Source organism: Gemmatimonadota bacterium, from assembly GCA_022560615.1.
Classification (GTDB): Bacteria; Gemmatimonadota; Gemmatimonadetes; order Longimicrobiales; family Gaopeijiaceae; genus UBA1138.
This window is the reverse complement of sequence record JADFSR010000013.1, coordinates 37,019-61,972: the sequence shown is the minus strand read 5'-3', so window position 1 is coordinate 61,972 and position 24,954 is coordinate 37,019. Positions and strand designations below refer to the sequence as shown.

Genomic DNA, 24,954 nt, shown 5'->3' with positions numbered 1-24,954 from the left:
TCATGCCTGGCAGCCCGTGGTACTTCCACCACGGGCTGCTAGCGTTCAAGCCGCCTTTCGCTGGATGACACTGCGCGCTTGCCGTTCGGCCAGAACGATCGCGTACCAGCGATTGACTTCGTAGGCCGAGCGCGCGTCGATGTCGTGCGCCAGCCAACGAACGCTCTCCCTCAGCTTCAGAGCCGTTGGTCCCTGCGAGTGGTCGGCTCCATCGGGATGTGTCACGATGATGACCCACGGGTCGGCCGCATACAGAGCCGCCCGTGGCTGCACCGGACTCCTCCACGCGCCGCGCCACGGATCGAGCACTCGGAACACCTTTGGGTGTGCCTCGAGCATCCCGCGTAGCCGCGATTGTTCGAGGCTTCGGTCGAAGCGCTCGGCGAGGAGCTCGTGCAGCTCGGTGAGTCGGAGGGCGGGGTGGGGGTGTTCGAGCAGAATACGCTCCGCATACTCGATGATCGGATTCAGATCCATTGCTCCTCCTCGGTGAGCGTCTGTCAGTGCGGAAGGCGGAAGCTCGTATTCGGGAAGGGGCGTCTCCATGGTCCGGCCGGCCGCATGTTGGGACGCAGTTGGAGCCGCGTCTGATTTTCGCATTGCGCGTGGTCCCTCGCACGCACTAGATCGATGGGAGGGAACCCCGCACGCCCGACTCGCCGTCTTCGGAGCACACTCATGACCAACCCTGACTGCCTCTTTTGCAGGATCGTGGCAGGCGAGATCCCCGCCGACGTAGTGCACCGTACCGAGGATCTCCTCGCCTTTCGCGACATCAGCCCCCAGGCGCCGGTCCACATCCTCGTCATCCCCACCGAACACATCACATCGCTCGAGGTGGCGCTGGACGACCATCAAGGCGTGCTGGGTGAAATGATGCTCGCGGCGCGGGACATCGCTCGGGCGGAGGACGTCGCTGAAGCCGGATATCGCACGGTGATGAACACCGGTGACGACGGAGGTCAAACGGTGCGCCACATGCATCTGCACCTGTTGGGTGGGCGCGCTCTGACGTGGCCTCCGGGCTGAGCCGAGGCGCGTTGACCCGTACTCGGGCTAGAACGTAGCTTCTTCCGCCCGACGCACGTCCCACGCGCAAAAAGAGGCGGACTACTCGTGTCCAGCGACCTCAAGATCCGGCTCCGGGCGGACCTCACGGCGGCCAGAAAAGAGCGCGACAAATTGCGCACGCTCGTGCTGTCGACCGTGCTCTCGGAGGTGCGCTACAAAGAGATCGATCAACGCAGCGAGCTCGATGACGACGGCGTGGTGCAGGTCATCTCGAAGGGCATCAAGCAGCGCAAGGACGCCGCTGACCAGATGCGGGCCGCGGGCCGGGAGGAGCTCGCGACGACTGAGGAGTCACAGTCGGAGGTCTTGGCTGAATACCTACCTGAAGGGCTCTCAGAAGAGGAAGTGCGAGCGCTCGTGAAGCAGGCGATCGCCGCCGGCGCCGACCAGATGGGCCCTCTCATGGCGCGCATCATGCCTCAGATCCGGGGCCGTTTCGACGGGAAGGAAGCGAACCGGATCGTGCGGGAGGAGCTAGAAGGGTGATCGGAGAGGGGGGTGGTGCCCAACACCTTGATGAAAAGGCACGCATGGCTGTGGGTTGGGGTGGCACGGCCCCATCTCCGTCGTTGGAGCGTCTCGGACCACCGCCTTCGGCGGCGGTGCCCGCTACGGCTACGCCTTCGCCCCTCCGCGACCCGCGCAATGCGCGGGTGCCCTCTGGGGGCCGTGGCACTCGGGGACCCGTGCGACAGCACGGGTGGCGGCCCGCCCCCCTCTCCGATCACCCTTCTAGAAGGGTGAACCCCGCGTGAGCGAGCACGCGCTCGAGGTTCTCGAGTTTGGTCGGGTGCTCGAGTGCGTGGCGGCGCGCGCGGGCAGTGACCTCGCCCGTGATCGCGTACTCGCTTTACGCCCAGAGACCGACCCCGCGACAATTGCCCGAGAGCTCGGGCGAGTCGGTGCGGCGATGCGCTTCGTCGAGGAAGACCCGGACTGGGGCATGCCCCCCATCCCCGATCTGACGAACACGCTCGAGCAACTCACCGCAGAGGGCGTGGTGCTCGAGCCGACGCAGTTGCACGGGGCGGGGGTTCTACTCAACTCGTCTCGCCGTCTCTCGTCGGAGTTCGATGCGCGTGACGGCCGCTATCCCGAGCTCCTGACCATCACCGAGATGCTGGTGTCACGGAGGGAAATCGAGGACGCGATCGGGCGGTGTGTCGACGCGGAAGGCCATGTGCTCGACGGCGCATCTCGGGAGCTCAAGAAGATTCGGGGTAAGCTGCGAGGTGCGCACGCCAGAATCGTGAAGAAGCTCGAGGCGTTCGTGACCACGCTTCCCGAGCGCTTCGTCGTGGCGGACGGTTCGGTGACGATTCGAGACGGGCGATACGTCATTCCGGTACGCCGGGAAGGAAAGGGTGAAGTCGGGGGCATCGTGCACGACGAGTCTCAGTCGGGTGCCACGTTGTTCGTGGAGCCCCCCGCGGCAATCGCTCTCATGAACCAACTGCGCGATCTGGAGCGCGAAGAGCGAAGAGAGATCCGGCGCGTACTCGGAGAGCTCACAGCGGAGGTCACTCAGGAGCGCGACGCGTTGCGCGGGGCGCTCGACGCGCTGGTCGATTTCGACAGCCTCTATGCTCGCGCTCGTGCCGCGCTGTCGTGGGGGGCCGCGGTCCCGAAACTCGCCGATATTGACAACCCCACGCTCCACATCCGTGACGGTCGCCATCCGCTGCTGCTGGAGAATGGCGCGACGTCGGTGGTACCGTTCGAGCTCGAGCTCAATGAGGGGGAGCGAGCGGTCGTCGTATCGGGCCCCAACACCGGAGGCAAGAGCGTCTTCCTCAAGGCGACGGGTCTGATATGTGCGCTGGCGCAAAGCGGGGTGGTGCCGCCGGTGGGGCCGGGGACACGCCTACCCGTCTTCGACTCGTTCTTCGCGGATATCGGTGATGAGCAGTCGATCGTGCGTTCGCTCTCCACCTTCTCGGCGCACCTCGCCAACCTATCGGCCATCGTGACGGAAGCTGGACCGCGGTCGCTGGTGCTGATCGACGAGATGGGGACTGGCACAGATCCAGCGGAGGGAGCGGCTCTCGCTCGCTCGGTACTCGAGGAGCTGGTAGCGAAGAAGGCGACGACCATCGTCTCGTCGCACCTTGGAGAGCTCAAGCGCCTCGACAGCGACGGCAGCGGAATCGTCAACGCGTCCTTGCAGTTCGATGCCGACCAGATGGAGCCCACCTACCGTTTCCTGAAAGGGCGCCCGGGTCGCAGCTACGGTCTTGCGATCGCACGCCGACTCGGATTCCCGTCCGTGGTTCTCGATCGGGCCGAGACGTACCGCGAGGACGATGCGGCACGCATGGAGGAAACCCTCGCACGTCTCGAACAGCTCGAGCGAGAAGCGGAGAAGCTCGTGCACCAACTCGATCTGGAGCGCGCTCAGACTGCCCGGCTGAAGAAGGGCATGGAGGGACGGGAGCGCACGCTTCGGGACTTCGAGCGCAATGCGGACAACCGTGCACAGGAAGGAGCTCGTACACTGCTCTTGGAGGCTCGCGCCGAGGTCGAGGCCACGATTTTGGAGTTGCGCGCTTCGTTCGAGCAGGGCGCTGACCTGGAGGAAAGCACGCGTCAGGCGCGTCGGCGTATAGAGCGGGCGGCAGGCCGATACAGGAAGACCCGTACGGAGGCTCGAGGCGCGGGACGCCACGTCGACATCGAGGTGGGCGACCGAGTGCGGATCCATGCGACGGGAGCACGGGGCGGGGTGATCGAGCTGCGTTCCGGGCGCGCGGTGGTGGAGGCCGGGGCGTTTCGACTCGAGGTACCGGTGTCCGACCTGGAAGTCGTTGACGCTTCTCCGGAGCCGGAGGTCCGCGCGGGAGGGTGGAGCGCGCCGAGTCGAGGCCAAGCGCGGTTGGAAGTCGACCTGCGCGGCCTGCGCGTGGACGAAATGGAGCTCGCATTGTCGCGCGCACTGGACGAGGCGATTCTTGAGGACCTCCGAGAACTCCGCATCATCCATGGCAAGGGAACAGGTGCGCTCCGAAAGCGTGTAACTGAGATGCTCGACGACGACGCCAGGGTCGAGGTCCATCGGATGGGCGGCCCAGGTGAGGGCGGGGCCGGGGTAACGGTCGCGAGCTTCGGGGGTGCTTCGTGATCCCGGACGACATGGTTGAGGAGGTCCGCGCCGCGGCCGACATCGTCGATGTCATCAGCGAGTTCGTTCAGCTCAAGAAGGCCGGTCGCGAGTACAAGGCGAACTGCCCCTTCCACGAGGAACGCACGCCGAGCTTCTATGTCGTCCCCGCCAAGGGCTTCTACAAATGCTTCGGATGCGGGAAATCGGGCGACGTCTTCTCGTTCGTCATGGAGCGCCAGGGCCTGGACTTTGTAGAGGCGGTCAAACACGTGGCGGGGCGTGCCGGTGTCCAGGTCCGCGAGGTGAAGCGGAGCCAGGAGGAAGAGGATCCGAACCGACCGCTGTATGAGATCAACGGATTCGCGCGGGACTGGTTCCGACGTCAGCTCGAGGATCCGAGCGTCGGCGCCGTCGCGCGTGAGTATTTGGAGGGTCGGGGCATCGGCGCGGACGTTGCGGAGCGCTATGGGCTCGGCTTCGCTCCCGACGAGTGGCGCGGGCTGCGGGACGCGGCTGCGAAACACGGGCTCGAAGAGGAGTTGATGCTCGAGGTCGGTCTGCTGGGGCGCAGCGAGCGGTCTCGCGAGCCGTACGACCGCTTCCGAGGGCGCATCATCTTCACGATAGAGGGTCTCTCGGGGCGCGTCATTGCGTTTGGTGGCCGCGTGCTCGAGGGTGGTGGCAAGGACGCCCCCAAGTATCTCAACTCGCCCGAGACCCCGATCTACCATAAGGGCAGCAACCTTTATGGTTTGTCCTGGGCGCGGCATTCGATCCGGCGGGCGGAGTCGGCGCTCGTCGTTGAGGGGTACATGGACGTCGTCTCACTCGCTGCTCACGGCTTCGAAAACGTGGTCGCGCCGCTGGGCACCGCGTTGACGCCGGAGCAAGCGAAGCTCCTTTCCCGCTACACCACGCGCGTGCTCCTCCTCTTCGACTCGGACGCCGCTGGCCTCAAGGCGACCTTCAAGGCAGGAGACACCTTGCTCGAGGCGGCTCTGCATCCGGCGGTGGTCACTCTGCCACCCGATGAGGATCCGGACACGCTTGTGCGCTCTGAAGGGCCCGAGGGGCTTGAGCGGTATTTGGATCAGGCGGTCGATGTGCTAGACCGCAAGCTGCAGATTCTGGACGAAAAGGACTACTTCTCATCGATCGAGCGTACCCGGTCTGCGGTCGACCGCTTGCTGCCAACGATGCGCGCAGCCTCCGACCCGGCGCTGCGCGACATCTACGTGGCCAAGGTCGCCGACCGCACCGGAGTGCGCCGCGAGACGCTCGAAGCGGAGATGGAACGAACGGGGAGTGGGTCGGGGCCGGTGCGTGTCGGCGCGCCCTCGAACGTGCCTCGCATCGCGGCGCACAGGGTCCCGAAGCTCGGTGCTGAGCGTTTCCTGCTCCTGCTCATGACCAAGAATCCCGATTTCGTCGAGCGGGCCGTGGAGCATCTGGGGGCCGGGGACTTTATGGATCCCACCTACCGCACCATCTTCCAAGCGCTTCTCGACGATCCGGGGCTACGTGCTCCGCCGGAATCAATGGATCCTGTGGCCGCTCAACGGCTGCAAGAGATCCTCTCCGATCCCGAAGAGCTGGCACACGCGGGGCGGGTATTCGAAGAGTCTGTCGCCCGCATCCACGTGGCGGCGCTCGATCGTCGCAGCCAGGACCTCGATCTGCGGATTGGGGCGGCGGCTGGCGATGGGGAGAAGCGAACCCTCATCGAGGAGAAGGAGCGGGTTTCTCGCGAACGGCGAGAGCTCAACCCCAACGACTGGACCACTACTGCCCGCAGGCTGCGGGGCGACACAACTTGAACAAGCCGAGCACATGACGCAGCAGCGCCGCACCGCCCTGAAGGGGCTTCAAGACCTCGATCTCAGGATCCTGGAAGCGCACCAGCGGATCCGTGACTTCGACCCCCGCTTCATCGAAGCCGAGGAGTCGGCTCTGGTCCTGGAGAGCGAGGCCGAAAAGACCCGTACGCGTCTCAAGGAGATGAAGCTCGAAGAGCGCCGTCTCTTGGCGAGCGTGGACGAGAGGCGCGAGCGCGAGAAACGGCTCGACGAACGCCTCGGCTCCGTTCGAAATCTGCGTGAGGAGGCGGCCGTCAGCGCCGAGCTCGAGATGATCAAGCGTGCGCTGCAGGCGGACGAACAGGAGGCGTACACGCTGATCGATCAGATCCGCAAGACGGAGGAACGTCTAGTAGAGGTGGACGAGACGCTGGCCCAGGAGAGGAGTGTTGTCGAGCCCAAGTTGGCCGACTTGATCGCGGAGCGAGCGGACGCACGGAAGGGCCTGGTGTCCTTCGAGTCGGAGCGGGAAAGCTTCGTCGGCAGCATGGACGCGTCGGAGCTCCGGCTCTACGACGGTATCCGTCGCGGTGGCCGGTCGATCGCCGTTGCCGACCTCACGGAGGATGGTGCTTGCGGACACTGCTTCGGGATCGTGCCACTCCAGGTTCGAAACGAGATTCTCCACGGGGACGCGCTCATCCGCTGTGAGGGTTGCGGCGTGATCCTGGCGGCTCCGGATTCAGAAGCCGTCGCGGCTGCCGCCACAGCCGACGAGACGGATGACGCCGCAGCCGACGAGGCGGATGACGCCGCCGCCGACGAGACGGATGACGCCGCCGCCGACGAGGCGGATGATGCCGGTGACGCATCGGAGGCCGACGACGGCGCAGATGACGAAGCCGGTGACGACGATGGTGCAGCCGTTTCGGAGGAGACCGACGACGAGGACACGGGCGACGAGTGACGAATGCCGGGCCGCACGGTTTCGCGAGCAAACTCCGTTCGCCCGATCCTACCTGGATTCTTCCCCACACGCCTGACCCAGCGGCGGTCCAGACACTCGTCCAGTCGCTCAGGCTCCCCGCCGCTCTATGCTCGGTGCTGGTCACGCGTGGGGTGACGTCGCCCGATGAGGCCAAAGACTTCCTGCGCCCTCGTCTAGAGCATCTACACGACGCCGCTCGACTGGCGGATGGTCCGGCGGCCGCCGAGCGCATCGCGGCGGCCATACGTGCGGGTGACACGATTCTCGTACACGGGGACTACGACGTCGACGGGGTCTGTGCGACCGCCCTGCTCACGCGGTGGCTACGAACTCTCGGGGGGCAGATCGTCCCGTTCGTGCCGCACCGGCTGAGGGACGGCTACGACTTTGGCTCCGCCGGGCTGGCCGCGGCCCGGGCCGTCGGCGCTACTCTCATCGTGACCGCAGATTGCGGCACGGTCGCCCATGAGACGGTGTCGAGCGCGAGTCGCGAAGGCATCGACGTCGTCATCACCGATCACCACACCGTTGCGGGGTCACTTCCCGAAGCCGTGGCGGTGGTGAATCCCCACCGTCCCGACTGCGAGTACCCGGACAAGCGCCTGTGCGGTACCGGAGTGGTCTACAAGCTGTGTGAGTTGGTCGCCGACGCGCTCGCTGCCGATTCGGAGGCGCTCGTCACGTACCTGGATCTGGTTGCTCTCGCGACCGTCGCGGACCTCGTTCCGCTCACGGGCGAGAACCGGGTGCTCGTTCACCATGGCCTGAGACGTTTCGCGCGTACGCGAATACGTGGCCTCGACGCACTGCTGAAGGTCGCAGGCGTGCCCGTCGCGGAGGTCACAGCGGGCAAGTTGGGCTTCGTGGTGGCACCCCGAATCAACGCTGCGGGCCGCATCGGGGAGTCCGCGGATGCGCTTCGGCTGCTTCTCACCGATGACGAGGCTGAGGCACGACAGCTCGCCGAGCAGCTCGATGCGACGAACCGGGACCGGCAACACGAGGACAAGCGCACGTTGGCCGAAGCCCTCGAAATGCTGGAGCGGGAGTACGACCCGGGCTCCGACCTCGGTGTCGTTCTCGCTGGCGAGGGTTGGCATCCGGGAGTGATCGGGATCGTCGCGTCCCGTGTCGTGGAGCGCATCCATAGACCCGTCGTCCTGATTGCGCTCGACGGGGAGCGGGGTAGAGGCAGTGCGCGGTCCATTCCAGGGTTCCATCTCTACGAGGCGCTGCAGGCATGCTCGGCCCACATGCTGCGCTTCGGGGGGCATGAACACGCGGCTGGCATGGACGTCACTCGGGACTCCGTGTCGGCGCTGCGTGAGGCGTTCAACGCCGAAGTCGGCTCGCGGTTGGATCTCGCGGATTTGCGGCCGCAGCTTCGCACCGACGTCGTGCTCGACCTCGAGGACGTCGATCTTCAACTCGTGCACTGGATGAGCTACCTGGGCCCGCACGGCATCGGGAATCCAGGGCCCCTCTTCGTCGTGAGCGCTGCCGCACTCCAGCGCGCCAAGGTGGTCGGCGAGAACCACCTCAAGGCGACGTTGAGCCAGGGCGCGGGGCGGATCGACGCCATCGGCTTCGGGCTTGCTGAGCGACACCCTCCCGAGGCGGTCATGGCCGTGCCGCACGACGTTGTCTTTCGCCTCGAAAGGAATGAATGGCGAGGCACTTCACGGGTTCAGGCTCGCCTGATCGCGCTGCGTGCCTCCGGGAGCGCGTGATGAGGATCATAGCGGGCCGGTTCCGTGGCCATCGGCTCAAGCCCCTCAAGGGGAAGGGCGTTCGGCCCACCACGGATCGAGTCCGGGAGGCATGGATGTCGGCGATGGGTGGCCGTTTCGACGGTCTGGAGGTGCTCGATCTCTTCTCGGGATCTGGTGCGTTGGGCCTCGAGGCGCTGAGCCGCGGGGCCGGACACGTGACCTTCGTCGAGAATGCCCGTGGAGCGTTACGAGTGATCGAAGCGAATATCGAACGACTCGGGGTTGCCGAGAGCTGCACCGTCATCGCCGACGACGTCTTCCGGTACTTGGACCGCGACCCGGGGCTCTTCTCGTTCGCGGTGGCGGATCCCCCTTACGGGAGCGGCCACGCTCAGGCGCTTGCGGACAAGTGGCGGGAAGGTCCGTTTGCGCGCGAACTTTGGTTGGAGCATCCTTCGCGGGAGACGCTCCGTCTGCCGGACGCCGCTACTACGCGGCGCTACGGTGATACCGCCCTCACGACCCTGACGGCCGAAGCATGAGTCCTTCCAGCCCGATCGTCGCAATCTATCCCGGGTCCTTCGACCCGATGACCAAGGGTCATGAGGATATCGCCCGCCGGACCCTCCGCGTGGCCGACAAGCTCGTCGTGGCCGTCGCGCATAGCGCGACGCAGCAGAAGCGGAATCTCTTCACGGTGGAAGAGCGCGTCGGCGTGATCAACGAGATCTTTAGTGCCGACGAGCGTGTAGAGGCTCGGGCCTTCGAAGGTCTGCTCGTCGACTTCGCTCGAGACATGGGGTCGTACTTGGTCGTTCGGGGCCTTCGTGCGATCTCGGACTTCGAGTACGAAATGCAAATGGCACAGATGAATCAGGAGTTGTGGCCTGAGATCGAGACGCTCTTCTTCGTGCCCGACGTCGAGTACTCGTTCCTGTCTTCCTCGCTGGTGCGCGAAGTCGCGTCACTCGGCGGGGACGTCTCACGCTTCGTATCGCCTCCCGTGCTCGCCCGCCTACGGGAGAGGCTCGGCGCGTGATAGGCACGTCCGGAGAATTCCTCCAGGAACTCCGGACCCGTGCCCGCTCAGGCAAGCGCCGGCTGGTCTTCCCGGAAGGGACCGAGCCTCGCGTGCACGACTCGCTGCACGAGGCGGTTACCTCGGAGCTCTATCAACCCATCCTTCTCGGACCTCCGCAGACGGTTCGCGAAGGGCTCTGCGCCGCCGGGATCGATCCGGAGCGGGTGATGGTCCTCGACCCCGAGTCGCCCGATCGTGTCGAACGCGCCGCCACGCGTTTTTGTGAGCTGCATGCGGGGCGAGGGATGACGGCGACCGACGCACGAGAGTTCGTGCGCGACCCCTTGCTGCAGGCGGCGCTCATGGTTCGCGACGGCGAGGCCGAGGGTTCCGTGGCGGGATCGGTTCGAACGACGCGAGACGTCGTCCGAGCCGGCTTGAGGGGCATTGGGACGGGTGAGGGTATCGATACGGTCAGTTCTTCGTTCTACATGGTCTTTGAGCACACACACTCTCTTGGGTCGTCTGTTCTGACCTTCACCGACGCGGGCGTTGTCCCCGACCCTACGTCGGAGCAGCTGGCCCAGATCGGCCTCGCCGCGGCGCGTGCCCGCCGCCTCGTGGTCGGCGACGAGCCGCGCGTGGCCTTCCTCAGCTATTCGACCAACGGCTCCGCGGAAGGCCCTGCCGTGAGCAAGATGCGGGAGGCGCTGGTGCGCTTCCGGGAGCTGTCGCCGGAAGTGGCGGCTGACGGTGAGCTCCAAGTCGACGCGGCGCTGGTGCCCTCCGTGGCCCGGCGGAAGGCGCCGGACTCGGTCTTGGGGGGAACGGCGAACGTGCTCGTCTTTCCCGACCTGAACGCGGCCAACATCGCCTACAAGCTCGTTCAACACTTGGCGGGGGCGCTAGCGTTGGGGCCGATTCTCCAAGGTCTGGCGAAGCCCTACAACGACCTTTCCAGAGGTGCGTCGCCCGCGGACATCGTTTCCGTGGCGTGCATCACCGCGGCAATGGTGGAGGAAGCCGAATAGCTGGGAGATCTTTTCGCGCCTGCCAAGTTTCTTTTTTCTGAATGTTTCCCTTGCCTGAACATTTGTTCTCTTTTTACTATATGAGTCGCTGTCAGCGGTGCCGTCCGCGCACGTGGCGGCGTGGGTGGCCCTGAATCCAACTCCGGAGCGACGAAGCCATGGGCTTTCAGGTATCGCAAAGCGGTGATGCAACTCTCGTCGAAGTCGAGGGTCAGCTCATTGTCGGGAACCGTCAGGAGCTCAAGCAGCGGGTGCTGGAACAGCTCGAGGGTGGCGACCGGAAGTTCGTCATCGATTTCTCGAGCACGGGCTATATCGACTCGTCCGGACTGGGCGTCCTGGTCAGCCTCTCGAAGAAGATCCGGGAGCAAGGCGGGGAGCTTCGGCTGTCGAGCCTCAATGAGGACCTCCGGACCCTCTTCGAGCTCACGAAGCTCGACACGCTGTTCCGAATCACTGATACCAAGGAAGAGGCGCTGGAGGGATTTTGATCCTCGATTCCCGTAGCCCAGGCCCTCGAGCGTCGGATCAGGCGTAGATGGACAACGACCTCGTTCTCGAAATCCCGACGGATGTGCGCTCCATCGAGCACGCCGTCGACTACGTCCTGCGGCGTTGTCGCACGTGTGAGACGTACGAAAAGCGCCTGCGTCTGAACTTCCGGGTGGGGCTCACCGAGGCGCTCACGAACGCGATGCTCTACGGCAATGCGCACGACCAGTCCAAGAGCGTTCGCGTCGAGGTAACGTTCGAGAACGGCCGACTCGAGGCGCGGATCACCGACCAGGGAAGGGGCTTCGATCCGAGCACGATCCCGGACCCCACCGAACCGGAGAATATTCTCAAGTCTGGTGGCCGGGGCGTGTTCTTGATGCGTCAACTGCTCGACGAAGTGCGGTACAACGATCAGGGCAATCAGGTCACACTCGTTCTTCGGCTTGAGCAGGGCAGCGCCCTCGAGGGTGGCGCCCAGGCGTGACGGTTCCCGACCGGCTCGTCCTCGCGACGTTACCCGAGCCGGTCCTCCAGACGCTTGCTGACTTCGAGAGGGTATTCGACGCTTCCCTGCGGCTCATCGTGGCACCTACGGAACCGGGCGCTGCCAGCGAGGTCGTGTACGCGAGCGACGCCTTCGATACCGAAACCGCCGCTGAATCGAATGCGCGGCGCCCGATTGCCGCGCAGCAGGGACCACCGCTCGAGCTGCAGATTGCTTCGCCGAACGGCGATGCGGACGCGATCGCAGCCGTGCTCGCCCCGGTGCTCGAGCGTATGCTAGAGACCGCGCGCGAGGTCCAGTTCTTCACGTACGAGCTTTCGGAGCGGTTCGAGGAGATCAACCTCCTCTATTTCATCAGCGAGACCCTCGGCGCCACGCTGGATCTCGACGACGGCGCAAGAAAGATTCTCTCCGAGGTTACCGACGTCATGGGCGCGATGCGCGGCTCGCTGTGGGTCTATGAGCCGGAGGACGATCGGCTCTACCTCTGTGCCGAGGTGGGCGACGACGGCCGTGAGAGACCGCTCGGTTCGGACGACCCGGACCCTGTGACCTCGATGGTTTTCCGAGGCGGACAGCCGATCATTGGGTCCCGCCGGCCCACGGGGGTGGAGCGTGCCGCCGGGGGTGAAGGCGACTCCTTCCTGTCCGTGCCGATCCGGTATGCGCCGGCGACCGGTGAGTCGCGCACCGTGGGCGTCGTGAACCTCATCGGGCGCCAGGACGGGGGCCCCTTCAGCGCCGCCCACCAGAAGCTACTGGCGGCGATCGCGTCGCAGATCGGGGCAGCTCTCGAGAACCACAGGCTCGTGGAGTTGAGTCTCTCCAAGGAGCGCATGGCCAAGGAGATGGAGCTCGCACACGACCTGCAGATGAAGTTGCTCCCGGCCGCCGATCGCTTCGACTGGGTCAATGCGGGGGGGCGCGTGCAGCCCGCTGAGCAGGTTGGTGGCGACTTCTACCAGCTGTTCAAGCTCCCGGATGAGCGCATCGGCGTCATGCTGGGCGATGTCTCACTGCACGGGTTCCCTTCAGCGCTGATCATGACCCTGACGCTGAGCGTCGCGGGCGTTTACGCCCGAGAATTCACGTCCCCGGCTCAAGTTCTCCGCTCGCTCGACAATGCGCTGGCCGGAGAACTCGAGACGACCGAGATGTTCCTGACCGTCTTCTATGGCGTGCTGGATCCGAAGGCCGGCACACTCGTCTATTCGAACGCCGGTCACCCCCATGCCTTCGCCATCCGGGACGACGGGACCGCCGAGCGGCTTACAGCCACCGACCCGCCCGTAGGTTTTGCAGGTCCCGACTCGTATCACGAGGCGATGGTAGCCTGGGAGCCCGAACGCGACGTGCTCCTCCTGTTCACCGACGGGCTCTCCGACATGCTCGGCTCGCACTCACGAGGCGACGGGGAGGGGCTGATCCTCGAGACTGCGATCAAGCAGCGGTACCGGAAGCCGATGGACATCGTGGACGGTCTCTTCGCGCTTTTACCCGACGAGCCCAGCGGACACCAGCTTCTGGGTGACGACCGGACTGTCTTGGTCGTCAGAGTCTGACTTCACGGTTCCACGCCATGAGCGAACCGTCCCGGCGACGTGCCAAACGATCGCTCGGTCAGAACTTCCTCGTCGACCCGAACGTGCAAAGGAAGATCGTCGCCGCGTTGGGTGCCAAGCCGAGTGACGAGGTCGTCGAGATCGGGCCGGGCCGAGGCGCGCTCACTCACCACCTCATTGGGACCGTAGACCGGCTCGTTCTCATCGAGCTCGACAACGAAATGGCTGCGTGGTGGACGGCAGAGGTGGCAGACCGCGACGATGTCCGGGTCGTGCACGGCGACGTTCTCGAGGAGCCGTTCTGGGAGCATGTGCGTAACCCGTCGGAAGCGCTCGTGGTCGGTAACATTCCTTTCAACATCACTTCGCCGATCATCTTCCGGCTGCTCGAGCGGCCCCGACCCCGTGAGATCGTCCTGATGGTGCAGCAGGAGGTCGCAGACCGCATCACAGCTCCGGTCGGAAGCAAAGCATACGGTGCCCTCGCCGTCGGGGTGCGAAGTGTGGCAACGGCCGAGCGTCTCTTCGGTGTGGGCAGAGGAGCATTCCGGCCGGTAACAGGCGTCGATTCTGCGGTGATCCGGATCAAGCCGCTGAAGCCCGAGCCGCTCGTGCTTGCGGATGAAGAGCGCCTCCGCACCGTGGTGCGCGCACTGTTCCAGTGGCGCCGAAAGCAGTTAGGAAAGATCCTGCGCGACCACCCGGACCTCTCCGTCCCCGCGGGTGAACTCCGACGCATAGCCGCGAGTGTCGGCTTCGAACTAGCGGACCGTCCTGAGCGCCTCTCGCCGGAAGCCTTCATTCGGTTGGCTGGCGCGTTGCCGTCGTTCTGAGCCTCCAGTACATTTGTGAAGATTTTCACAAGCGGTGCTTTCCTTGCGCCGTGGGCCCCTGAACCGTGCCCGTGTCCAGACGCATCTCCGACTCGACAGTACGCCGGTTGTCCCACTATCTCCGGGCCCTCGAAGGTCTCGAGGAGGCAGGGGGAGGAACCGTGTCGAGCGAAGAGCTCGCGTCGCGGGGCCACACAACGGCTGCTCAGGTCCGAAAGGACCTCTCGCATTTCGGCTCCTTCGGCAAGCGAGGCCTCGGATACAGCGTTGAGGAGCTGAGTGTGCGTCTCCGGGCCATTCTTGGCCTCGACCGCGTGTGGCGGGTGGTGCTCGTCGGTGCGGGCCGCATCGGACGGGCGCTGTACGAATATCCGGACTTCAAGACGCGTGGTTACGACTGCGTCGCGATCCTCGACTCCGACCCGGAGAAGATCGGCGCGCAGTGGGGGACGACCACCATCTACTCGTCGGAACGGCTCGAGACGGTGATCGACGAGCTCGATGTCGATCTCGTGATCCTGGCGGTGCCGGCTTCGGCGGCTCAAGAGGTCGCGGACCGGGCGGTCCAGGCGGGCGTAAAGGGCATCCTCAATTTCGCGCCAGTCCAGATCAAGGTACCGGACTCGATCCCCGTCGAGGACGTCAATGTCGTGATGGAGCTCGAGGCGCTCTCGTTCAAGATCACGTGGGGTGAGGCCGGGGAGTGATCGGAGGGTCTAGGAGGGTGATCGGAAAGGGGGGCGTGCCACCCCAACCCACCGACGCGTACGTTCATGTCATGCATGGTGCTGGGCACATGGCGGTTGCGCGGTTGATCCTGCGTCTCTCCTCGTCGCCGTAGAATGACTACGCCTCCTCGTCGTTCCTTGGCTGAACACGCGCAAGCGCCATGTGCGCGGCCCACCCCCCTTTCCGATCACCCTCCTAGGACCTCTCTCATCCGGCGTGCGGTCCGCCGCCTCGGGGACGGACCGACGCACACCCTCGAGCTGGCCGGCGACGTGCTCGGGCTCTCCGGACACCCCGGAGCCGCTTCGGCGGCAGTCTTCCAGATGCTCGGTGCCGACCCCCGCTTCCTGGTGGACGAAGAGGGCGTATGGAGCCTCGACCCCACGTTGGCGCCGCTTGGTGCTCCCCTGTGCGAGGTGCCGTTCGCGGTCGTCGACGTTGAGACCACCGGGGGCCGGGCTTGGAACGGTCACCGCATCGTCGAGATCGCCATCGTAGAAGTGCGGGACGGGGCGATCGTCGACGAATACGAGACGCTTGTGAATCCGGGGCAGGGCGTTCCGTCGATGATCACGTCCCTCACCGGTATCACGAGCGACATGACGGCGATCGCACCGTACTTCGACCACATCGCCGAGGACGTGGCACGCCGCCTCGAGGGACGCGCGTTCGTGGCTCACAACGCGACTTTCGACTGGAGCTTCGTTTCGGCCGAGCTCGTGCGCGCGAACGTGGATGTACCGAACGTCCCCAAACTGTGCACCGTGCGTATGGTGCGGCGCCTGGTCCCGGTGCTCCGACACAGGAATCTCGACGTCGTGACCAGGCATTTCGGGGTCGACATCCACGCTCGGCACCGCGCCCACGGAGATGCGCTTGCAACGGCTAGGGTCCTGCTGCGTCTGCTCGACGAAGCGAGCGGGAGAGGCGTCGAGGATCTTGCGACGCTACAGTGGTACCTCAAGCGCCGACGACAGCGCAAAGTATTCAACCCCGACCAATACTCTCTGGAACTTCCCGGCTACGAGCCCCGGAGGAGAAGACGCCGATGACGATTACCGCCGCGGATCTTCCGCTCAGTCGCGCGACGGACATCGGATCGATCCGCATCCACGTCATCGAGGCCGGGCTTCAGTGGCTCGACGGAGGAGCAATGTTCGGGGTGGTGCCGAAACCCCTGTGGGAGCGGCGGATCCCGTCCGACGACCGCAACCGGATCCCGCTCGCTCTGCGCTGTCTGCTCATCGAGGCGCCCAACGCCCTGGTCCTCGTAGACACCGGAATCGGTGGCAAAGAGAGCGAAAAGTTTATCGACCTCTATGGGCTCGACAACGCCGGTGAGCCGACACGCCTCGAGGACGGGATCCGCGACGCCGGGTTCGAGCCGGAAGACATCGACATCGTGCTCAACACGCATCTCCACTTCGATCACGCGGGGGGAAACACCTTCTTGGACCCGGACGGCGCGTTGAGGCCGGCCTTCCCGCAGGCCCGCCACATGGTACAGAAAGCGGAGTTCGACTTCGCTCGGGGCGGCAACGAACGCGTGCGAGCGAGCTATCTCTCAAAGAATTTCGAGCCCGTAGCGGAAGCCGGCCTGTGGGACTTCGTCGAGGGTGACGCCGAGATCACGGACGGTGTGAGCGTCGTGCGTACCCCCGGCCATACTCCACACCACCACTCAGTGCTCGTGAGCAGCGCAGGCGATACCGCCTGCTATTTGGCGGATGTCTGCCCGACGTCGGCGCACATGCCGCTCCCGTGGATCATGGGGTACGATCTCGAGCCGCTGGTGACGCTCGAGTCGAAGCGCTCGCTGTGGAAGCAGGCCCGAGAAGAGGAGTGGCTGTTGGTCTTCGAACACGATGCCAGCGTGCCCTGGGGCCGGCTCGATCCCGACTCCGAAAGGCCCCGCCTGCGGGAGGAGTAGACTGCGGCACGGCCACTCTGGCCGAGGTGACCGCACCCCCCGATTTCGGTATCATTCGGGTTAGCGACTATGCGCACTCAGCACCGGCGACATCGGCAAATAACGACACCGAGTTGGGCTTTTCATGACCGATAAATCGACGACCCCTGTCATCTTGAAGGGGGGCGCCCGGACACCAATCGGACGGTTCCTGGGTGGGCTCAGCCCACTCTCGGCCCCCGAGTTGGGCGCCATCGCTGTCCGCGCCGCGATCGGGCGCGCCGGCATCGAGGTCACCGACCTCGACGAGGTCATCATGGGCCACGTCGTGTCCGCTGGAGCAGGCCAGGCCCCGGCCCGCCAGGCCGCCGTGAACGGCGGTGTGCCGGCGACGATTCCTGCGCTGACGATCAACAAGGTCTGCGGCTCGGGGCTGAAGGCGGTCATGCTCGCGGCGCAGGCCGTGCGGGCGGGTGATGCCCGGCTCGTGCTGGCCGGTGGGATGGAGTCGATGTCCAACGTGCCTTTTTATGTCCGTGGGTTGCGGAATGGCGTGAAGTTGGGGAACCAAACCCTCGAGGATGGACTGATCCACGATGGCCTGTGGTGCTCGTTCGGGGCCTGTCACATGGGTGGGCACGCAGAGTACACAGCCGACAAGGCAGGGGTCACGCGCACCGACGCGGACGAGTTCTCGCTGCGCTCGCACCAGAAGGCGGTGGCCGCGATCGAAGAGGGGCGGTTCAGGGACGAGATCGTTCCGGTCGAGGTCAAGGGCCGTCGCGGCGTGACGGTCGTCGACACGGACGAGAGCCCGCGGGCCGACAGTTCGCTCGAGGCGCTGAGCAAGCTGCGGCCGGCGTTCGCACGTGACGCGCCCGAGGGGATCGACGAGCACGTTGTCACCGCTGGAAACGCTCCCGGCCTCAATGACGGGGCGGCGGCGGTTGTAGTGGCCTCGCTCGAGTACGCCGAGGCGCACGGGCTCCAAGTGGACGCCCTCATCTCGGCGTACGCCGTCAGTGCCACCGAGCCTCAGGATCTCTTTTTCGCTCCGATCGCAGCGGTGAACAACCTGATGCGAAAGGAAGGAAAGGAGATCAGCGACTATGAGCTCGTGGAGGTGAACGAGGCCTTCGCAGTGCAGGCGATCGCCGACATGCGTGCGCTGGGAATGGACGAGGAGCTCGTGAACGTGAACGGAGGTGCGGTTGCGCTGGGCCACCCGATCGGGGCGTCCGGCACGCGTATCCTGGTGACGTTGCTGAACGCGCTGGAGCATCGGGGGGCGGGGACCGGGCTCGCAACGCTTTGCCTCGGCGGCGGCCACGCGCTGGCGCTCTCTGTGGAGAAGGCGTAACACCCTTGCCCCCAACACTCTTGCCCAAAGGAGTGCTCCGAGGCGCGGTCCTCACAGGGACGGGCGGGCGGCTCCGGCTGGGCTGGCGCCTTCTGTTCTTCGTGGTCACCGCGACGCTCGTCGGGCTGATCGTGGGGATGCTTCTTCCGGCGGGGACCCAGCGTGGCTCGGTGGCTCTGCTCTCCGGGGCGCTGGTGGGAGGGTGGGCCACGCTTGCCCTCGACGGGCGAGCTCCGGGCGCGCTCGGTTTCTACTTGAGTCCGGTCGCGGGACGCGAAGCCGCGGTGGGGCTCGGGCTCGGAGTGGTGGTGGCGATGGTGGTGGTGCTCGCAATGGCCGCCCTCGGCGGTTTGCGTTGGTCAGCCCAGCCGGGCACGGCTGGCGCCTGGTTGGTGGGTGGCGCGAGTTCGTTGCTGTTTCTGGCGCTGCCCGCAGCGGCCGAGGAAGCTCTGCTGAGGGGATACCCCTTCCAGGCCCTCGCCGAGGCATGGGGCCCATCGACGGCTTTGCTCGTCACGTCGATCGCCTTCGGGGCTTTGCACTTCGGCAACCCCGAGGTGACGTGGTTGGGGCTGGCGAACATTGCGGCGGCGGGACTGTTGCTCGGTGCTGTGTACCTGCGCACCGGAAGTCTATGGTGGGCCACCGGGGTGCACCTGGGCTGGAACTGGGGGCACGGGTACCTGGCCGATGTGCCGGTAAGTGGTCTGGAGCTGTTGGACGCGCCCTTCTACGACGGCGTCGCCCAGGGCCCGAATTGGCTCGGTGGTGGTGGATTCGGACCTGAAGGCAGCGCGCTCGCGACCGTCGTGGTCTTGGCGGCTGCAGCTGCGTGCTGGTGGGGACCCTGGCTGCGGCCTGGAGAGGCGGCTTTGCGTACGTCGCCGTTGGCTGTAGCGGACCTGCACCGACCCAGAGGGCCCCAAGGAGCGATCGGGGCATGAGTATCCACCGAATCGCGGTGGTTGGCGGAGGCACGATGGGCAACGGCATCGCCCATGTCGCAGCTCAGCACGGTAGGGAAGTGCGATTGCTCGACGTTTCGCGAGAGGTGCTTGAGAGGGCGACGGCAACCATCGTCAAGAACCTCGCCCGGCAGGTCGAGAAGGGAATTCTGGACGAGTCCGCCCGTGATGCGACGCTCGCCCGCATCGAGACAGGCACGGACCTCGCGGCCGGCGTCGAGGGCGTCGATCTCGTGATCGAGGCCGTGCCAGAGAAGGCGCAGCTTAAGTACGACCTCTTCGAGACACTCGATCACGCCGTGGGGCCCGATACGATTCTAGCGAGCAATACCTCGTCCATTTCGATCACCGAGATCGCCGCGCATACGTCGTGCCCCGACAGGGTGATCGGCATGCACTTCATGAATCCGGTTCCCGTCATGAAGCTCGTCGAAGTGATCCGCGGTCTCGCCACGAGTGACGAGACGACACGAGCGACCCTCGAGCTCGCCGAGGAGCTTGGGAAGACTCCCGTGGAGGTGAACGACTTCCCGGGCTTCGTTTCCAACCGCGTCCTCATGCCGATGATCAATGAGGCGGTGACCGCCCTCATGGAGGGTGTGGCGGAAGCCGAGGCGATCGACACGGTGATGAAGCTCGGCTTGAACCACCCCATGGGTCCATTGGAGCTCGCCGACCTGATCGGGCTGGATACTTGCCTGAACATCCTCGAAGTGCTGCACCGTGAGTTGGGGGACGACCGATACCGGCCGTCTCCGCTGCTGCGCAAGTACGTCGCGGCGGGCTGGCATGGCCGAAAAAGCGGCCGTGGCTTCTACGGCTATGAGTAGTCGACGATGACTTGGACGCAAGAACAGCTCGGGATCCAGGCGCTCGCCCACGAGTTCGCCGAGGGTGAGCTGCGAGGCGCATCCGCTGAGTGGGACAGCGCCCGTGACCTCGACGAGGCGGTGTTCGACAAGCTCGCGGAGCTCGGATTCCTCGGGATGTTGATTCCGGAGGAGTACGGCGGGCTCGACTTCGATCTGGACAGCTACTTGCTCGTGCTCGAGGAGCTGGCCTGGGGTGATGCCTCGGTGGCGCTCTCGGTGGCGATCCACAACGGACCTGTAGCCAGCATGTTGCGGCGGTACGGCAGCGACGATCAAAAGCGGCGTTGGCTGCCTGGGCTCGCCTCGGGTGCGTTGCTCGGGGCGTTTGCCCTCTCCGAGCCGGAGGCGGGCAGTGACGCGGGCTCGATCTGCACGAAGGCGGAGCGATCTGAGACCGGGTGGAGGCTGAGTGGCGAAAAGCGGTGGGTCACCAACGGCCGCCGCGCCGGGCTCGTCGTCGTCTTCGCTCGCACCGGGGAGGACGGCATCAGTGCGTTTCTGGTGTCACCTGATGCCGACGGATACAGCGTGGGCGCGCGGGAATCGACGATGGGGTTTCGGGCGTCCCAAATCGTGCGTGTGGAGCTCGACGGCGTGGAGCTCGGCGCCGAGGCGCTGTTGGGTGACTTGGGTCGCGGACTCCCCTACGCGTTGGAAGCTCTCGACCTCGGCCGCGCCGGCATCGCGGCCCAGGCGGTGGGCATCGGGCGATCTGCCCTGGAGCATGCAGCCAAGTACGCGTTGGAGCGCAAGCAGTTCGGGCGGGCGATCGCGGACTTCGGCGCGACCCAGGCGAAGCTCGCGGAGATGGCGCGCAAGCTCACAGGAGCGCGGCTACTGGCCCACCACGCTGGCGCTGCCATCGAGGCGGCCAACCGCGGATCGGGGCATTCCCGCACCGGCACCGACGGGGTAACGAGCCGCGCGGCGATCGCGAAGCTCGCTGCCTCGGAGGCCGCGACCTGGTCTGCGGACGAAGCGATTCAGATTTTTGGCGGGTACGGCTACATGCGTCACTATCCGGTCGAGCAGCTTCTGCGAGATGCCAAGGGCACCGAGATTTACGAAGGAACCAACGAGATCATGAGAGTGGTGATCGCCCGCGAAGTGCTGCGGGACGCGGCGAGCGACTAGAAGGCTGTTGAAGAGGTACAGTGGGCCGCGCACATGGTGCTTGCGCGCGTTCAGGCAAGGAACGACGAGGAGTCGTAGCCGAGCGGGCACCGCCGCCGAAGGCGGTGGTCCGACGAGGAGAGACGATGGATCAACCGCGCGGGCACCGACGCGAAAGCGTTGGTCGCCATGTGCCCAACACCATGGCTGAAAGGACATACGAGTGTGTGGGTTGCGGTGGCACGGCCCCATCTCCGTCGTTGGAGCTTCTCGGACCACCGCCTTCGGCGGCGGTGCCCGCGACGGCTATGCCTTCGAAGCCCCGCGACCCGCGCCGGCGGCGCGGGTTCCCCTCTGGGGCCGTGGCCACCCGGGGACCCGTGCCTAGGCACGGGTGGCGGCCCGCTGTACCTCTTCAACAGCCTTCTGGCACCAAAACCCGGAACGCGTGAGCGCATAGCGAGAATGGACATATTCGACTTGATGTCAGAGAAGAAGCACGAGCAGCTCGTGTTCTGGAACGATCCCGACCTCGGATATAGAGGCATCATCGCGATCCACGATACCACCATGGGACCGGCGCTGGGCGGAACCCGCTACTGGAACTACGAGAACGATCGAGACGCGGTCATCGACGCGCTCCGGCTCTCGCGAGGGATGACGTACAAGGCAGCGATCGCCGGGCTCAACCTCGGCGGTGGCAAGTCGGTCATCTGGGGGGACAACCGCCTGGCAGACCGGGAGATGATCTTCCGAGCGCACGGCCGTGCGGTCGACTCGCTGCACGGCCGCTACATCACCGCCGAAGACGTGGGGACGTCGCCGGACGACATGGAATACATCAGCATGGAGACCGAATACGTGGTCGGCCGGCACGGACGCTCGGGCGATCCGTCTCCGGTTACCGCGTACGGGGTGTACCGTGGCATCAAGGCGTGTGCAGCGATCAAGTACGGAGACGATTCCTTGGCCGGTCGTCACGTCGCGGTGCAGGGCCTCGGCCATGTCGGCTACTACCTGTGCGAGGATTTGGCGCAGGAAGGCGCCAGGCTCACGGTCGCCGACATCGATCCGGAGCGCGTGGCGCGGGTCACCGAGGAGTTCGGGGCCAAGGCAGTTGCCGCGGACGACATCTATGCCGTCGATGCCGACATCTTCGCCCCCTGCGCTTTGGGCGCGGTCGTCAATGACGACACGATCGACTTGCTCCAAGTCGACATCGTCGCGGGAGCCGCAAACAACCAGTTGGCACGCGGGCCGATTCACGGGCCGGCGCTCCACGAGCGGGGCATTCTGTACGCGCCCGACTACGTGATCAATGCCGGTGGACTCATCAACGTATATGGAGAGCTGAACGACTGGACCGCGGATCGCAGCAAATGGAAGGCCGGGGAGATCTACGGCACGCTTCTCCGCATTTTCGAGCTTGCCAGGACCGACGGGATTCCTCCGCACGTGGCGGCCAACAAGGTTGCGGAGGCGCGCATCTTGGAGGCCAGGCATCTGCAACGGACATTCCGCACGTGATGGACGGTCCTCTCGTGATGGACAGCCGGTCATGATGGACAGCCTGAAGAAGACCGACCCAGCCGTCTTCGACTCGATCATCTCCGAGGCCCGGCGGCAGGCCGACGGCTTGGAGCTCATCGCGAGCGAGAACTTCGTCTCGGAGGCCGTGCTTGAGGCGATGGGCACCGTGATGACGAACAAGTATGCGGAGGGTCTGCCATCGAAGCGGTACTACGGCGGCTGCGAATTCGTCGACGTCGCCGAGGATTTGGCCCGCGACCGAGCCCAACGGCTGTTCGGTGCGGAGCATGTCAACGTGCAGCCGCACTCGGGCGCGCAGGCCAACATGGCGGCGTACTTCTCTTTCCTGGAGGCCGGGGACAAGATCCTGGGGATGAACCTCAGTCACGGCGGTCATCTCACGCACGGCTCGCCGGTGAACTTCAGCGGCCGCCTCTTCGAGGTTGTCGCGTACGGAGTACGGGAAGAGGACGGGCGCATCGACTACGATGAGCTTCGAGACCAGGCGCACGCCGAGCGTCCGAAGATGATCATTGCCGGGGCGAGCGCGTACCCGCGCACGATCGACTTCGCCGCCTTCTCGGAAATCGCGCGGGAAGTCGACGCACGCTTCCTGGTCGACATGGCGCACATCGCAGGTCTCGTGGCGACGGGACACCACCCCACGCCGATTCCGCACGCCGACGTCGTGACCACCACGACGCACAAAACGCTGCGGGGCCCCCGCGGCGGCCTGATCTTTTGCCGCGCAGAGCACGCCAAGGCGATCGACAAGTCGGTCTTCCCGTTCATGCAGGGCGGTCCCCTCATGCACGTGATCGCGGCTAAGGCGGTGGCCTTGCTCGAAGCGCTGCAGCCTGAATTCAGCGACTACTCCGAGCAGATCGTCGCCAACGCGAAGGCGCTGGGAGAAGGCCTCGTGGAGCGGGGCTTTCACCTCGTCAGCGGAGGCACGGACACCCACCTATTACTCGTGGATCTCCGGCCGAGCCACGACGAGCTGACGGGCAAGGAAGCCGAGGCGGCGCTCGAGGCTTCCGGAATCACCGTGAACAAGAACACGGTACCCGGGGAGACACGTTCACCGTTCGTGACGTCCGGCCTTCGCATCGGAACGCCGGCGCTCACCTCCCGTGGCATGAAGGAAAGCGAGATGGCGCAGATCGCGGCTTGGATCGCGTACGTTCTGGAAGCACCGAGCGACGAAGACCGGATCGCCGGGGTTCGCGGCGAGGTCAGGGATCTCTGTACCGCCTTCCCGCTCTACGTGGGATTGGCGGGGCGATAGACGTGTCATGTGGTGCTCCCACTAGCGAACGGCCCCCTTGAAGGGTGATCGGAAAGAGGGCCGTGCCACCCCAACCCACAGAGGCGTAGGATCATATCAGCCATGGCGTTGGGCACATGGCGACCAACGCTTCGCGTCGGTGCCCGCGCGGTTGATGCTGCGTCTCTCCTCGTCGGACCATCGCCTTCGGCGGCGGTGCCCGCTCGGCTACGACTCCTCGTCGTTCCTTGCCTGAACGCGCGCAAGCGCGGGGCACCCGCGCCGTCAGGCGTGGGTCGCGCGGCCCACCCCCCTTTCCGATCACCCTTCTAAAACCCACATTTCTACCCATGACGGAACTCCAATTCGCGGACGAAGTCCTGGACCAGCTCCAGGAACGAAACCCTCGGTTCGATACGAGGGCGTATTTCTTCGTGCTCGCGGCCTTGCATTCGGTCATCCACTCGCTTGACGAGCCCCGGCACATTTCCGGGCGCGAGCTTGCGGACGGGGTGAGGCGCTTGGCTCTGGAGCGCTTTGGTCCGATGGCGAGGATGGTGCTGGAGCACTGGGGGATTTGCGCCACCGAGGATGTCGGGAGTGTCGTGTTCGCGTTGGTGGAGCAGGGGATCCTCGTCAAGCAGGACGAGGATCGCCCGGAGGACTTCGCCGACGTGTTCGACTTCGAAGAGGCTTTCGAGCTGAGTTATCCCTGGGAAGCTCGATTCTGACCGTATCGTTGCCACGCTGAGGGGAGGGGTTGCACATGGAGGGAGAGCAGGGATTTCCGCCTTGTCTGAAGTGCGAGGCCGGTCTCTTGCTGCCGCTCTCGGACTACGGCAGAGAGGGGGCGTCGATTCGCTATAAAGCGTGGGTGTGTTCCAGGCCGGAGTGCGGCTTCAACATCCGGATCGACAACGGCGAGATCAGCATCGGCCGCACGATCGGGCAGAGCTACAAGTAGAGCCTGACGCCCCCACAGATCCAAGCGAGACCCAGACCGTCGTGGCTCCCGGGATCTCGCCCAACTACAGGGAGCCTCTGCACAAGTAGGGCACGCCGCCACCCGAGCTTACGCACGGGTCCCCGGGCGCC

General features: G+C 65.4%; 25 protein-coding genes. 24 read left to right on the top strand and 1 reads right to left on the bottom strand.

Annotated features, from left to right (window positions below):
• Positions 1-45 precede the first annotated feature (45 nt).
• On the bottom strand, positions 46-477 hold the full coding sequence (locus tag IIB36_09500) for a hypothetical protein (GenBank protein ID MCH7531974.1): 432 nt from the start codon (positions 475-477) through the stop codon (positions 46-48).
• A 201-nt stretch (positions 478-678) separates the two neighbouring features.
• Here IIB36_09500 and IIB36_09495 point away from each other — a divergent pair, with 201 nt between their 5' ends.
• The 24 genes from IIB36_09495 (at position 679) to IIB36_09380 (ending at position 24,823) form a co-directional block, all read left to right on the top strand.
• Positions 679-1,029, top strand: coding sequence for a histidine triad nucleotide-binding protein (locus IIB36_09495; protein MCH7531973.1), 351 nt, complete (start codon positions 679-681; stop codon positions 1,027-1,029).
• A gap of 87 nt (positions 1,030-1,116) precedes the next feature.
• Complete coding sequence (locus IIB36_09490) at positions 1,117-1,557, top strand: GatB/YqeY domain-containing protein (GenBank protein ID MCH7531972.1); 441 nt, start codon at positions 1,117-1,119, stop codon at positions 1,555-1,557.
• 265 nt (positions 1,558-1,822) lie between these two features.
• Positions 1,823-4,189 (top strand): Smr/MutS family protein, encoded by a 2,367-nt coding sequence (locus IIB36_09485; GenBank protein ID MCH7531971.1) that lies wholly within the window; start codon positions 1,823-1,825, stop codon positions 4,187-4,189.
• Positions 4,186-5,988, top strand: coding sequence for a DNA primase (locus tag IIB36_09480; GenBank protein MCH7531970.1), 1,803 nt, complete (start codon positions 4,186-4,188; stop codon positions 5,986-5,988). Before IIB36_09485 ends, IIB36_09480 begins: the two co-directional genes overlap by 4 nt.
• A gap of 13 nt (positions 5,989-6,001) precedes the next feature.
• Complete coding sequence (locus IIB36_09475) at positions 6,002-6,934, top strand: hypothetical protein (protein ID MCH7531969.1); 933 nt, start codon at positions 6,002-6,004, stop codon at positions 6,932-6,934.
• Entirely contained in the window at positions 6,931-8,685 is a 1,755-nt protein-coding gene (gene recJ / locus IIB36_09470; protein MCH7531968.1) for a single-stranded-DNA-specific exonuclease RecJ, read from the top strand. Before IIB36_09475 ends, recJ begins: the two co-directional genes overlap by 4 nt.
• The gene (locus tag IIB36_09465; GenBank protein ID MCH7531967.1) at positions 8,685-9,209 is read left to right on the top strand and encodes an RsmD family RNA methyltransferase; all 525 of its coding nucleotides are present in this window, start codon (positions 8,685-8,687) and stop codon (positions 9,207-9,209) included. The genes recJ and IIB36_09465 overlap by 1 nt, the downstream gene beginning before the upstream one ends.
• A complete protein-coding gene (gene coaD / locus IIB36_09460) occupies positions 9,206-9,706 on the top strand; it encodes a pantetheine-phosphate adenylyltransferase (GenBank protein ID MCH7531966.1) in 501 nt (166 codons plus the stop codon). Before IIB36_09465 ends, coaD begins: the two co-directional genes overlap by 4 nt.
• Positions 9,703-10,719, top strand: a complete 1,017-nt coding sequence (locus IIB36_09455; protein MCH7531965.1) for a phosphotransacetylase — start codon at positions 9,703-9,705, stop codon at positions 10,717-10,719. The genes coaD and IIB36_09455 overlap by 4 nt, the downstream gene beginning before the upstream one ends.
• Before the next feature lie 158 nt (positions 10,720-10,877).
• The gene (locus IIB36_09450) at positions 10,878-11,210 is read left to right on the top strand and encodes an STAS domain-containing protein (GenBank protein MCH7531964.1); all 333 of its coding nucleotides are present in this window, start codon (positions 10,878-10,880) and stop codon (positions 11,208-11,210) included.
• A gap of 47 nt (positions 11,211-11,257) precedes the next feature.
• Positions 11,258-11,698: an ATP-binding protein gene (locus IIB36_09445; GenBank protein ID MCH7531963.1), complete on the top strand. Its 441-nt coding sequence runs from the start codon at positions 11,258-11,260 to the stop codon at positions 11,696-11,698.
• Entirely contained in the window at positions 11,695-13,281 is a 1,587-nt protein-coding gene (locus IIB36_09440; GenBank protein ID MCH7531962.1) for a SpoIIE family protein phosphatase, read from the top strand. Before IIB36_09445 ends, IIB36_09440 begins: the two co-directional genes overlap by 4 nt.
• Positions 13,282-13,298: 17 nt before the next feature.
• Positions 13,299-14,114 (top strand): ribosomal RNA small subunit methyltransferase A, encoded by an 816-nt coding sequence (gene rsmA, locus IIB36_09435; protein MCH7531961.1) that lies wholly within the window; start codon positions 13,299-13,301, stop codon positions 14,112-14,114.
• 71 nt (positions 14,115-14,185) lie between these two features.
• Positions 14,186-14,821 (top strand): redox-sensing transcriptional repressor Rex, encoded by a 636-nt coding sequence (locus IIB36_09430; protein MCH7531960.1) that lies wholly within the window; start codon positions 14,186-14,188, stop codon positions 14,819-14,821.
• A gap of 294 nt (positions 14,822-15,115) precedes the next feature.
• Positions 15,116-15,895: a hypothetical protein gene (locus IIB36_09425; protein MCH7531959.1), complete on the top strand. Its 780-nt coding sequence runs from the start codon at positions 15,116-15,118 to the stop codon at positions 15,893-15,895.
• Complete coding sequence (locus tag IIB36_09420; GenBank protein ID MCH7531958.1) at positions 15,892-16,773, top strand: MBL fold metallo-hydrolase; 882 nt, start codon at positions 15,892-15,894, stop codon at positions 16,771-16,773. Before IIB36_09425 ends, IIB36_09420 begins: the two co-directional genes overlap by 4 nt.
• Positions 16,774-16,897: 124 nt before the next feature.
• Positions 16,898-18,112, top strand: coding sequence for an acetyl-CoA C-acyltransferase (locus IIB36_09415; GenBank protein ID MCH7531957.1), 1,215 nt, complete (start codon positions 16,898-16,900; stop codon positions 18,110-18,112).
• 5 nt (positions 18,113-18,117) lie between these two features.
• Positions 18,118-19,056: a CPBP family intramembrane metalloprotease gene (locus IIB36_09410; GenBank protein ID MCH7531956.1), complete on the top strand. Its 939-nt coding sequence runs from the start codon at positions 18,118-18,120 to the stop codon at positions 19,054-19,056.
• Positions 19,053-19,907, top strand: a complete 855-nt coding sequence (locus IIB36_09405) for a 3-hydroxybutyryl-CoA dehydrogenase (protein ID MCH7531955.1) — start codon at positions 19,053-19,055, stop codon at positions 19,905-19,907. The genes IIB36_09410 and IIB36_09405 overlap by 4 nt, the downstream gene beginning before the upstream one ends.
• A 6-nt stretch (positions 19,908-19,913) precedes the next feature.
• The gene (locus tag IIB36_09400; GenBank protein ID MCH7531954.1) at positions 19,914-21,083 is read left to right on the top strand and encodes an acyl-CoA dehydrogenase family protein; all 1,170 of its coding nucleotides are present in this window, start codon (positions 19,914-19,916) and stop codon (positions 21,081-21,083) included.
• Between the two features lie 444 nt (positions 21,084-21,527).
• The gene (locus IIB36_09395; protein ID MCH7531953.1) at positions 21,528-22,589 is read left to right on the top strand and encodes a Glu/Leu/Phe/Val dehydrogenase; all 1,062 of its coding nucleotides are present in this window, start codon (positions 21,528-21,530) and stop codon (positions 22,587-22,589) included.
• Between the two features lie 34 nt (positions 22,590-22,623).
• Positions 22,624-23,880 (top strand): serine hydroxymethyltransferase, encoded by a 1,257-nt coding sequence (locus IIB36_09390; protein MCH7531952.1) that lies wholly within the window; start codon positions 22,624-22,626, stop codon positions 23,878-23,880.
• 329 nt (positions 23,881-24,209) lie between these two features.
• A complete protein-coding gene (locus IIB36_09385; GenBank protein ID MCH7531951.1) occupies positions 24,210-24,590 on the top strand; it encodes a hypothetical protein in 381 nt (126 codons plus the stop codon).
• A 35-nt stretch (positions 24,591-24,625) separates the two neighbouring features.
• Positions 24,626-24,823: a hypothetical protein gene (locus tag IIB36_09380; GenBank protein MCH7531950.1), complete on the top strand. Its 198-nt coding sequence runs from the start codon at positions 24,626-24,628 to the stop codon at positions 24,821-24,823.
• Positions 24,824-24,954 lie beyond the last annotated feature (131 nt).

Bases quoted from the DNA above. Each gene is read 5' to 3' on its own strand.
- IIB36_09500 (MCH7531974.1), bottom strand. From the start codon at position 477: ATGGATCTGAATCCGATCATCGAGTATGCGGAGCGTATTCTGCTCGAA.
- IIB36_09495 (MCH7531973.1), top strand. From the start codon at position 679: ATGACCAACCCTGACTGCCTCTTTTGCAGGATCGTGGCAGGCGAGATC.
- IIB36_09475 (MCH7531969.1), top strand. From the start codon at position 6,002: ATGACGCAGCAGCGCCGCACCGCCCTGAAGGGGCTTCAAGACCTCGAT.
- IIB36_09465 (MCH7531967.1), top strand. From the start codon at position 8,685: ATGAGGATCATAGCGGGCCGGTTCCGTGGCCATCGGCTCAAGCCCCTC.
- coaD (MCH7531966.1), top strand. From the start codon at position 9,206: ATGAGTCCTTCCAGCCCGATCGTCGCAATCTATCCCGGGTCCTTCGAC.
- IIB36_09450 (MCH7531964.1), top strand. From the start codon at position 10,878: ATGGGCTTTCAGGTATCGCAAAGCGGTGATGCAACTCTCGTCGAAGTC.
- IIB36_09445 (MCH7531963.1), top strand. From the start codon at position 11,258: ATGGACAACGACCTCGTTCTCGAAATCCCGACGGATGTGCGCTCCATC.
- rsmA (MCH7531961.1), top strand. From the start codon at position 13,299: ATGAGCGAACCGTCCCGGCGACGTGCCAAACGATCGCTCGGTCAGAAC.
- IIB36_09420 (MCH7531958.1), top strand. From the start codon at position 15,892: ATGACGATTACCGCCGCGGATCTTCCGCTCAGTCGCGCGACGGACATC.
- IIB36_09415 (MCH7531957.1), top strand. From the start codon at position 16,898: ATGACCGATAAATCGACGACCCCTGTCATCTTGAAGGGGGGCGCCCGG.
- IIB36_09405 (MCH7531955.1), top strand. From the start codon at position 19,053: ATGAGTATCCACCGAATCGCGGTGGTTGGCGGAGGCACGATGGGCAAC.
- IIB36_09400 (MCH7531954.1), top strand. From the start codon at position 19,914: ATGACTTGGACGCAAGAACAGCTCGGGATCCAGGCGCTCGCCCACGAG.
- IIB36_09395 (MCH7531953.1), top strand. From the start codon at position 21,528: ATGGACATATTCGACTTGATGTCAGAGAAGAAGCACGAGCAGCTCGTG.
- IIB36_09390 (MCH7531952.1), top strand. From the start codon at position 22,624: ATGGACAGCCTGAAGAAGACCGACCCAGCCGTCTTCGACTCGATCATC.
- IIB36_09385 (MCH7531951.1), top strand. From the start codon at position 24,210: ATGACGGAACTCCAATTCGCGGACGAAGTCCTGGACCAGCTCCAGGAA.
- IIB36_09380 (MCH7531950.1), top strand. From the start codon at position 24,626: ATGGAGGGAGAGCAGGGATTTCCGCCTTGTCTGAAGTGCGAGGCCGGT.